The sequence below is a fragment of the Streptomyces sp. NPDC002156 genome (assembly GCF_053593675.1).
On the sequence record NZ_JBSFDA010000259.1, the window covers coordinates 1 to 9,565 of the forward strand.

The following is a 9,565-nucleotide window of genomic DNA, read 5'->3' on the forward strand; positions in this document are numbered from 1 at the left end:
GTCGCGGCGTCCGCGAATCTGCCGATGCTGCTCTACTCGCTGTTCTGGGGCGGCTTCACGACCCGGCCCGCGGCGTGTTCGGTTCATTTTTGCTGCGGGCCCGGTGGGGGCTGGTCGCGCAGTTCCCCGCGCCCCTGTCGGGGCGCTGCGCGCGCCCGACTTCGGCCAGGTCCGTTAGAAGGTCTGCAGGGTGACCAGCGTGATCCGGAGGCCGCCCGCGACCCCTGTCGCTCCCTCGGTCTCGATGCGCACCCGTTGCCCCGGTCGCAGCAGTCTCAGGCCGCCCGCTTCGAACGCGGGTGTGTCGAAGGGGACGGGGGTGCCGTCGTCGAGCAGCACACTGCCGCTGCGCGTCTCGGCGTCGTAGGTGTACGCGGTCGCCTGCATGGCGGCAGCCTACTGGCCCGCGATCAGCAGCCCCTCGACCGCGGCCGCCGTCCGCGCCCCCACCCCCAGGGCGAGCGCCGCCCGCAGATCGTCGCCGGTGTCCACGTCCTGGCGTACGGAATTCACCGTCGTGAGTCCGATTTCCACGGCGCCCGATTCGCGATGGCGGGTCCGGGAATGCGGGCCGAAATGCGGAGACAATTCCTGACCGGGTCCTGCGGTCAGCAGAGTGGTGCCGACGGTGGCCGCGTCCGCGAGGAAAGCGCGCGGGAATTCGGCGGCCGCATCCAGGACGCGGGCCAGTTCCAGGGGGCGCAGGGCCGGCAGATCGGCGTTCAGGGCCGCTACGGGGCTGTCCGGCCGTCCTGTGCGCACGGCCGCCGCTCCGTGCGCCAGAGCGGCGTTCAGGCCGCCCAGGGGCTCGTCGGGGACGATCGCGGCCCCCAGTGCGGCCAGCTCGCGGGCGGCGAGGGCATCGTCCGTGACGACCGCCACATCGCGGACCGCCGTGCAGGCGAGCACCGCAGCCACCGTGTCCTGTGCGAAGGCCAGGGCGAGACCGGGGCGGAGCCCGTCGTGGGCGGTGTCCGCGAGCCTGCTCTTGGCCCGCGCCAGGGGCTTGAGGGGTATGACCACTGTCCACTGCACGAGCGTTCCGTACCTCCCTCGGCCACTCCGGCTGCGCACCCGGCGCTCTCCCGGTCGCAACCATTGTCACCTGGCTGTCATCAAAGCCCATCCGGCGGTGTCGGTGCCGGGGCGTACGGTGTTCTCGACAGACCGGAAGCCTGGGGCGACACTTGTGCGGCCCCCAGGTCAACCGGCCGGAGGTCCTGGCCCAGGCCCTAGAGGAAGGTGTCCGCGTGCCCCGCCGCAGAATCGGCTTCTGGTACCGCCTTGCAGCGGTCATCTGCAAACCGCCGCTGGTGGTTCTGATCAAGCGGGACTGGCGCGGATCGGAGAACATTCCGGCGGCTGGTGGATTTATCACCGCGGTGAACCACAATTCGCATGCCGATCCCTTCGCCTACGCGCACTACCAGTACAACAGCGGCCGTGTTCCGCGTTTTCTGGCGAAGAGCGCGCTTTTCAAGAAGGGATTCGTCGGCACCATGATGCGTGGCACCGGACAGATCCCCGTCTACCGCGAGACCACCGATGCGCTGAGCGCCTTCCGCGCCGCGATCGACGCCGTGGAGCGCGGTGAGTGCGTCGTCTTCTATCCCGAGGGCACCATCACCCGCGACCCGGACCAGTGGCCCATGACCGGCAAGACCGGCGCCGCCCGGGTCGCCCTGCAGACCAAGTGCCCGGTGATCCCGGTGGCCCAGTGGGGCGCGAACGAACTGCTGCCGCCGTACGCCGGAAAGCTCAACGTCCTTCCGCGCAAGACCCACCACGTCCTCGCGGGGCCGCCCGTGGACCTCACGCGGTTCTACGACCAGGAGATGAGCCCCGACCTCCTGAAGGAGGCGACGGAGGTCATCATGGCCGCCATCACCCGCCAGCTGGAGGACATCCGCGGCGAGAAGGCGCCCAAGACGCCGTACGACCCGCGTCAGGAGCGGATCGAGCAGCGCCGCCGGACAGCCGCGGAAGAGGCACGGGACGCGCAGGAGGCACGGGACGCCCAGGACGCGCTCGACGCCTTGAAAGCGGTACCAGAAGCAGCACAGGCACGGGAAGTTCAGGAAGAGGGGCAGGGCAAGTGAGCGAGCCGGTCAAGGCGGCGGTGTTCAGCGCGGGATCGTGGGGGACTGCCTTCGGCATGGTGCTCGCCGACGCCGGCTGCGAGGTGACCCTGTGGGCCCGCCGCCCCGAACTCGCCGAGGCGATCAACTCCACGCGTACGAACCCGGACTACTTCCCGGGTGTCGAACTCCCGGAGAACCTCCGCGCCACCACGGACCCCGCACAAGCCGCCCGCGACGCCGACTTCACGATACTCAGCATCCCCTCGCAGACCCTGCGCGGGAACCTCGCCGAGTGGACGCCCCTGCTCGCCCCCGACACGGTCCTCGTCTCCCTCATGAAGGGCGTCGAACTCGGCTCCGCGATGCGGATGAGCGAGGTCATCGAGGACGTCGCCAAGGTCGGCCAGGACCGGATCGCGGTCGTCACGGGCCCCAACCTGGCCCGGGAGATCGCCGCCCGGATGCCGGCCGCCGCCGTGGTCGCCTGTACCGACGACGCCGTGGCCCAGCGCCTCCAGACCGTCTGCCACACCCCGTACTTCCGCCCGTACACCAACACCGACGTCGTCGGCTGCGAACTGGGCGGCGCGGTCAAGAACGTGATCGGCCTCGCCGTCGGAATCGCCGACGGCATGGGTCTCGGCGACAACGCGAAGGGCTCGCTCATCACGCGCGGCCTCGCCGAGACCACCCGCCTCGGCCTCGCGATGGGCGCCGACCCGCTCACCTTCTCCGGACTCGCGGGCCTGGGCGACCTGGTGGCGACCTGCTCCTCGCCCCTGTCCCGCAACCACACCTTCGGCACCAACCTCGGCAAGGGCATGACCCTCCAGGAGACCATCGCGGTCACCAAACAGACCGCCGAGGGCGTCAAGTCCTGTGAGAGCGTGCTGGATCTGGCCCGCAGGCACGGCGTCGACATGCCGATCACGGAGACGGTCGTCGGCATCGTGCACGAGGGCAAGGCGCCCGTCGTGGCCCTCAAGGAACTGATGTCGCGCAGCGCCAAGCCCGAACGACGCTGAGCAAACAGGGGTCTGCGGGCGCTGACTCAGCGCCCTACCACCGGGTACTCTCAACGCGATATGAGCACCGAGAACCTCCCCCAGAGCCCCGAGCAGCCGTCTCGCAAGCCGCGCGTGGCCGTCGTCTTCGGCGGTCGCAGCTCCGAACACGGGATCTCCGTGGTCACCGCCGGCGCCGTGCTGCGTGCCATCGACCGGACGAAGTACGACGTCCTGCCGATCGGCATCACCCAGGACGGCCGCTGGGCGCTCACCGCGGACGAACCGGAGCGCATGGCGATCGTCGACCGCAAGGCGCCGAACGTCGACCAGCTCGCCGAGTCGCGCGAGGGCGGCGTGGTGCTCCCGCTCGATCCCTCGAACCGCGAAGTCGTCTACAGCGAACCGGGATCGGTGCCCAAGGCCCTCGGTGAGGTGGACGTCGTCTTCCCCGTGCTGCACGGCCCGTACGGCGAGGACGGCACCCTCCAGGGCCTGCTGGAACTCTCCGGTGTCCCGTACGTCGGCGCGGGCGTGCTCGCCTCGGCCGTCGGCCAGGACAAGGAGTACATGAAGCGGGTGTTCACGTCGTTCGGCCTCAAGGTCGGCCCGTACGTGGTGATCCGGCCGCGTGAGTGGGAGCGCGACGAGTCGGCCGCCCGCAAGAAGATCATCGACTTCGCCGGCGAGCACGGCTGGCCGCTGTTCGTGAAGCCCGCGCGCGCGGGATCGTCGTTCGGCATCACCAAGGTCGACGAACTGGGCGGCCTCGACGAGGCGATCGCCGAGGCCCAGCGCCACGACCCGAAGATCATCGTGGAGGCCGCGCTGCGCGGGCGCGAGATCGAGTGCGGGGTGCTGGAGTTCGAGGACGGCCCGCGTGCCTCCGTACCCGCCGAGATCCCGCCGGTCCAGTCGCACGCCTTCTACGACTTCGAGGCCAAGTACATCGACTCGGCCGACGGAATCGTCCCCGCCCCCCTCACCGAGGACCAGACGGCGGAGGTCCGCCGCCTGGCGGTGGAGGCCTTCGACGCGGCCTCCTGCGAGGGCCTCGTCCGCGCGGACTTCTTCCTCACGGAGGACGGCGAGTTCGTCATCAACGAGATCAACACGATGCCGGGCTTCACCCCGATCTCCATGTACCCGAGGATGTGGCAGGAGACGGGCGTCGACTACCCCGAGCTGGTGGACCGCTTGGTGCAGGCGGCGCTGCGCAGGTCAACAGGCCTGAGGTAGAGCGCCCCTTCAGGGGCGCGGGGAACTGCGCGATCAGCCACAGCGGACCGTGCACCCAACAACGCAACAGACCCATCTACGGCGCCTAGTTGGCAATCCCCACAGGAACCGTCTTCTTAATAGCGGCAGCCAGATCAACAAGCGCCCCCGAGGTGTCCCGCCCCGACGGAACAGTCACCTCGACATAGGCAAGCCGCGAGGAAGTAGTGAACCGGGACGACCCGTCGTCCCGTTTCTCCATCAGCCACCCAACCCCGTTCACCTCACCGCCGACCGCCTCCGGATCCGACCCCAGGGCGACCTTGGGGTCCGTCATCTTGGGCGGCCTCACGACACCGCAGCGCAGTATGATCGCCGGGCTGCCCCAGCCCGCGGTCAGTGCGGACCGGGGCTCGGGGTCGTCCCGGTCAAGACCGTCCACCTTCGCCGGCAGCGCCTCGTCCAGGTTCCGGCACAGCTTCATCGCCTTCCCGTCCGGCTCGGGAACCGCGACCGAGGCGCTGTCGTCTGCGGAGGAGCAGCCCGTGACGACGATCAACAGGGCGAGCACGGGCAGAGCGAGCGGCCGGTGACGGAAGAAGAAGTGCACCGGCACAGGGTAGACGGGGGCTACAAGTGCACCACCGGGCAGGTCAGGGTGCGGGTGATGCCGTCCACTTGCTGGACCTTCGCGACCACCATGCGGCCGAGGTCGTCCACTGTGTCGGCCTGGGCGCGCACAATCACGTCGTACGGTCCTGTCACGTCCTCGGCCTGGATCACCCCCGGGATCTTGCTGATCGTCTCGGCGACGGTCGACGCTTTGCCGACCTCCGTCTGGATCAGGATGTACGCCTGTACCACGGAACCTCCAGGGCGGCCACGAGGATCATGTGGGGAAAAGGAACGCCACGGTATCGCGTCGCCGCGCGCCAGGGGGAGACCCGCGGCGGCCGGGGCACCCGCGCCGGGGTGCGCACGAAGCACAGGTTGACGGTCACCTCGACCGTACCGAGGCCGACGGGGCCTCGCGACCGGGCACGGACAGCAACACGGGCAGCAACGGGGACAGCACCAGAAGGGGACGTACGTCTATGAAGGGCACTGTGGGAGAGCTGGGGGAGTTCGGGCTCATCAGGGAGCTGACCTCCCGGCTCACCACCACCCCGGCGGTCCGGGTCGGCCCCGGCGACGACGCCGCCGTGGTCGCCGCGCCCGACCGCAGGGTCGTGGCGAGCACCGACATCCTCCTGGAGGGGCGGCACTTCCGCCGGGACTGGTCCACCGCGTACGACGTGGGCCGCAAGGCGGCCGCCCAGAACCTCGCGGACATCGCCGCCATGGGCGCCGTACCGACCGCACTGCTGCTCGGTCTGGTCGTCCCCGCCGACCTTCCGGTCACCTGGCCCGTCGAACTGATGGACGGTCTGCGTGACGAGTGCCAGGTCGCGGGCGCGGCCGTGGTGGGCGGTGACGTCGTACGAGGGGACACGATCATGGTGTCCATCACCGCGCTCGGCGATCTGCGCAACCACGAGCCGGTCGTCCGGGGCGGTGCCCGGCCCGGTGACGTCGTCGCCGTGACCGGCTGGCTGGGCTGGTCGGCGGCCGGGCACGCGGTGCTCTCGCGCGGTTTCCGCTCCCCGCGCGCCTTCGTCGAGGCCCACCGGCGCCCCGAGCCGCCGTACCACGCGGGCCCGGCGGCGGCCGGTCTCGGCGCGACCGCGATGTGCGACGTCAGCGACGGGCTGATCGCCGACCTCGGGCACATCGCGGAGGCCAGCAAGGTCCGGATCGACATCCGGTCGGGCGCGATCGACATCCCGTCCCAGATGAACGACATCGGGCAGGCCGTCGGCGTCGACCCGATGCAGTGGGTGCTCACCGGCGGTGAGGACCACGCGATCGTGGCGACCTTCCCGCCGGACGTGAAGCTGCCCGCCCGCTGGAAGGTGATCGGCGAGGTCCTCAACCCGTCCGCGCTGCCCCAGGTGACGGTCGACGGGGCGCCCTGGACCAGCAAGGGCGGCTGGGACCACTTCGCGGACATCGAGTCGTGAGCGGAGCCAGGAGCGTGCCTCCGCGCGTGCTGACTGTCGCCGGCTCCGACTCCGGCGGCGGCGCCGGGATCCAGGCCGACCTGAAGACGATGCTGGCGCTCGGCGTGCACGGCATGAGCGTGCTCACGGCGGTCACCGCGCAGAACTCCCTCGGTGTGCAGGGCGCTTGGGAGTTGCCGGTGGAGGCTGTGCTGGCCCAGTACCGCAGTGTCGTCGACGACATCGGCGTACAGGCGGTCAAGACCGGGATGCTCGCCTCGGCCGAACTGGTCGAGGCGGTCGCCGAGTTGATCGCGGCGACGAACGTGCCGACGGTTGTCGACCCGGTGGGCGTCTCCAAGCACGGGGACCCGCTGCTCGCCGCCTCCGCACTGGACTCCGTACGGACGAAGCTGCTGCCGGTGGCGACCGTGGCGACGCCGAACCTCGACGAGGTGGCCCAGCTCACGGGCGTACGGGTCGAATCGGAAGGCCAGTTGCGCGAGGCCGCGGCGGCCGTGCTGACGTACGGGCCGCAGTGGGCGCTGATCAAGGGCGGGCATCTGCCCGGCGAGGCCGTGGACCTGCTCACGGACGGCTCCGAGGAGCACTGGCTGCGCGCCCCGCGCCACGACAACCGGCATACGCACGGCACGGGCTGCACGCTGGCGTCGGCCATCGCGTCGGGGCTGGCGAAGGGGGAGTCGGTGCCGGAGGCGGTGACGGCGGCGAAGGCGTACGTCACCGGGGCGATCGCGGCCGGCTTCGCGCTGGGGGGCGGGATCGGGCCGGTGGATCACGGCTGGCGGTTCCGTACCTAGCGAACACCCGATGATGTGCGGGTACGGCAAAAAGCCGGTCCACCGAGGTGGACCGGCTCTGAGCAGCGAACCAGCAGTGGCCGCGCGCTAGCTGAGCGTCAGCGCGAGACCTTGCCGGCCTTGATGCACGAGGTGCAAGCGTTCACGCGCTTCGGCGTCCCACCGACCACGGTACGTACGCGCTGGATGTTCGGGTTCCAGCGACGGGGTGTACGGCGGTGCGAGTGCGAGATGGCGTTGCCGAAGCCCGGCCCCTTGCCGCAGACGTCGCAGTTGGCAGCCACGGGTCACTCCAAAGACTTCAGATGCTCTTACGGGTTGATCCCGGCATGCCGGGATCAGGATCGTAGGATCTGAGTGGCGGTGCCAGGGAGAAGGCCCGACGTGCGAAGACCATCTGGGATGGTCGTCTCGATCGGGCAACCGGAGCAGCATACAACGACTGCGCCAGTACAACGAAACTACCATGGCTGATCAGGGCCTCGCTCCCGCCCCGGGCCACCCGGCATTCACCCGGGGTCTACGCTGCGTGCCACGTCCAGCAGCTCAAGGAGGCACAGGTGCCGCAGGTGCCGCAGACATTCTTCGATGCTCTCGCGGTCCGCACCTGGTGCGGACTCGCGCTGGCCGCGCTGGGGCGGGCGCGCGAGGAGATCGACGCGATCAATGTCTACCCGGTGGCCGACGGCGACACCGGCACCAACCTGTATCTGACGCTGGAGTCGGCGTACGCGGCGGTCGAGGCGGCGTTCGCCGGGCACGAGGCAGGGGCTGGGGCGGACGCGAGCGGTGCCTCCGGGGCTCCCACGCTGGCAGACGCGGCCCGGGCGATGGCCCACGGCGCGCTGATAGGGGCGCGCGGCAACTCCGGCACGATCCTGGCGCAGCTGCTGCGCGGCATGGCCCAGGTGCTCTCCGCCGACGCGGACGGCGAGACGGGCGGTGAGAGTGCTCACGTCGACGGTCCCGCTCTGTGCCTGGCTCTGCGGCGCGCGGCCGACGCCGCCCGGGAGGCCGTGGCCCATCCGGTCGAGGGCACGGTCCTCACGGTCGCCTCGGCCGCCGCCGACGCCGCGGCGGAGGCGGAGGGCGACTGCGGGACGGTCGCCAGAGCCGCGTACGAGGGTGCCTCGGCCGCGCTGGCCGCCACCCCGGGGCAACTGGCCGTCCTGGGGCGCGCGGGCGTCGTCGACGCGGGTGGGCGGGGGCTGGTGACGGTGCTCGGGGCGCTGGTGGAGACGTTCCGGGGGGAGGCGCCGGGGGGTGGCGGTGCGGGGGCGGCACGCGTGCGCGTGCCTGTCAGGTCCTCTGATGCTGATGCTCTTGACGAGCCGGTCGACTGCGCGGACGAGGACGGCGCCTCCGGTCCCGCCTTCGAGGTGATCTACCTCCTGGAGGCGGAGGACGCGGCCGTCGCGCGCCTCCGGGAGCGGCTCGACCGGCTAGGGGACTCGCTCGTGGTGGTCGGCGGCGACGGGCTGTGGAACGTGCACGTCCATGTCGACGACGCCGGTGCCGCCGTGGAGGCGGGCGTCGAGGCGGGGCGGCCCTACCGGATCCGGATCACGCACTTCGGGGTCGGCGACGTGCACACCGGGGGCGCCGGACGGCCGCCGAGGGAGCGGGTGCAGCGGGCCGTGGTCGCCGTTGTGCCGGGGGAGGGGCTGGCCGGGCTGTACGGCGAGGCCGGCGCGACCACCGTGCTCGCGCGGCCGGGCGAGCCCCCCGCGAGCGGGGAGTTGGTCGAGGCCGTACGGCGGGCCCACGCGCGCGAGGTCGTGCTGCTGCCCAATGACGCCGACCTGCGCCACACCGCCGCCGCGGCGGCCGAGCAGGCCCGCTCGGAGGGCATCCGCGTGGCCCTGATCCCGACCCGCTCGGCGGTCCAGGGCATCGCCGCGCTCGCCGTGCACGAACCGGAGCGGCGGTTCGACGAGGACGTCGTCGCGATGACCTCGGCGGCGGGCGCGACCCGCTACGCCGAACTCGCCGTCGCGGAACGGCAGTCCTGGACGATGGCCGGGATCTGCCAGACCGGTGACGTCCTCGGCCTCATCGACGGCGACGTCGCCGTGATCGGCTCGGACGTCACGGCTACGGCGGTGGCGGTCATCGACCGGATGCTCCAGGCGGGCGGCGAGATGGTGACCCTGGTCCTGGGAGACGAGGCACCAGAGACAATCGCTGCGCACCTTGAAGCACGGGTCCGCGAGGGCTACTTGGCTGTCGACACGGTGGTGTACCGGGGGGGACGGCAAGGGGCGCTGCTGCTCATCGGCGTGGAGTGATTCGCCCCCGCCGCCCCTACCCGTTCCCCTCCCTGGGGGCTGCGCCCCCAGACCCCCCTTTCGGCCTGAACGGCCTCGTCCTCAAACGCCGGACGGGCTGGAGGGTGGTGGCAC

Annotated in this window: 11 protein-coding genes; 6 read left to right on the forward strand and 5 right to left on the reverse strand. The window is 71.1% G+C overall.

Annotation, left to right across the window (positions count from 1 at the left end):
- Positions 1 to 174: 174 nt before the first annotated feature.
- Together ACWCRB_RS46945 and cofC are read right to left on the reverse strand one after the other, a co-directional pair.
- Positions 175 to 387, reverse strand: a complete 213-nt coding sequence (locus tag ACWCRB_RS46945) for a hypothetical protein (RefSeq protein WP_451001928.1) — start codon at positions 385 to 387, stop codon at positions 175 to 177.
- Between the two features lie 9 nt (positions 388 to 396).
- On the reverse strand, positions 397 to 1,035 hold the full coding sequence (gene cofC / locus ACWCRB_RS46950) for a 2-phospho-L-lactate guanylyltransferase (protein ID WP_451001929.1): 639 nt from the start codon (positions 1,033 to 1,035) through the stop codon (positions 397 to 399).
- A gap of 215 nt (positions 1,036 to 1,250) precedes the next feature.
- Here cofC and ACWCRB_RS46955 point away from each other — a divergent pair, with 215 nt between their 5' ends.
- Genes ACWCRB_RS46955 through ACWCRB_RS46965 form a run of 3 tightly spaced genes read left to right on the forward strand, consistent with a single transcriptional unit; the run spans position 1,251 to position 4,324 of the window.
- A complete protein-coding gene (locus tag ACWCRB_RS46955; protein ID WP_451001930.1) occupies positions 1,251 to 2,099 on the forward strand; it encodes a lysophospholipid acyltransferase family protein in 849 nt (282 codons plus the stop codon).
- The gene (locus ACWCRB_RS46960) at positions 2,096 to 3,106 is read left to right on the forward strand and encodes an NAD(P)H-dependent glycerol-3-phosphate dehydrogenase (RefSeq protein WP_451001931.1); all 1,011 of its coding nucleotides are present in this window, start codon (positions 2,096 to 2,098) and stop codon (positions 3,104 to 3,106) included. The genes ACWCRB_RS46955 and ACWCRB_RS46960 overlap by 4 nt, the downstream gene beginning before the upstream one ends.
- A 60-nt stretch (positions 3,107 to 3,166) precedes the next feature.
- Entirely contained in the window at positions 3,167 to 4,324 is a 1,158-nt protein-coding gene (locus tag ACWCRB_RS46965) for a D-alanine--D-alanine ligase family protein (protein ID WP_451001932.1), read from the forward strand.
- Between the two features lie 85 nt (positions 4,325 to 4,409).
- Here the strand turns inward: ACWCRB_RS46965 and ACWCRB_RS46970 are convergent, their stop codons facing one another.
- Both ACWCRB_RS46970 and ACWCRB_RS46975 read right to left on the reverse strand, forming a co-directional pair.
- Positions 4,410 to 4,919 (reverse strand): DUF3515 domain-containing protein, encoded by a 510-nt coding sequence (locus tag ACWCRB_RS46970; protein ID WP_451001933.1) that lies wholly within the window; start codon positions 4,917 to 4,919, stop codon positions 4,410 to 4,412.
- Positions 4,920 to 4,933: 14 nt separating this feature from the next.
- The gene (locus ACWCRB_RS46975) at positions 4,934 to 5,167 is read right to left on the reverse strand and encodes an Lrp/AsnC family transcriptional regulator (protein ID WP_003997603.1); all 234 of its coding nucleotides are present in this window, start codon (positions 5,165 to 5,167) and stop codon (positions 4,934 to 4,936) included.
- Between the two features lie 230 nt (positions 5,168 to 5,397).
- Between ACWCRB_RS46975 and ACWCRB_RS46980 the strand changes: the two genes are divergently transcribed.
- Together ACWCRB_RS46980 and thiD are read left to right on the forward strand one after the other, a co-directional pair.
- Entirely contained in the window at positions 5,398 to 6,363 is a 966-nt protein-coding gene (locus ACWCRB_RS46980) for a thiamine-phosphate kinase (RefSeq protein ID WP_235474587.1), read from the forward strand.
- Positions 6,364 to 6,377: 14 nt separating this feature from the next.
- Positions 6,378 to 7,163, forward strand: coding sequence for a bifunctional hydroxymethylpyrimidine kinase/phosphomethylpyrimidine kinase (gene thiD, locus ACWCRB_RS46985; protein WP_451001934.1), 786 nt, complete (start codon positions 6,378 to 6,380; stop codon positions 7,161 to 7,163).
- Between the two features lie 98 nt (positions 7,164 to 7,261).
- On the opposite strand, the gene rpmB is transcribed toward thiD, so the two are convergent.
- Positions 7,262 to 7,447 carry a 50S ribosomal protein L28 gene (gene rpmB, locus ACWCRB_RS46990; RefSeq protein WP_105970634.1) on the reverse strand — a complete coding sequence of 62 codons (186 nt, stop codon included), beginning with the start codon at positions 7,445 to 7,447 and terminating at the stop codon, positions 7,262 to 7,264.
- A gap of 276 nt (positions 7,448 to 7,723) precedes the next feature.
- Here rpmB and ACWCRB_RS46995 point away from each other — a divergent pair, with 276 nt between their 5' ends.
- Positions 7,724 to 9,451 carry a DAK2 domain-containing protein gene (locus ACWCRB_RS46995; protein WP_451001935.1) on the forward strand — a complete coding sequence of 576 codons (1,728 nt, stop codon included), beginning with the start codon at positions 7,724 to 7,726 and terminating at the stop codon, positions 9,449 to 9,451.
- Positions 9,452 to 9,565: the final 114 nt, after the last annotated feature.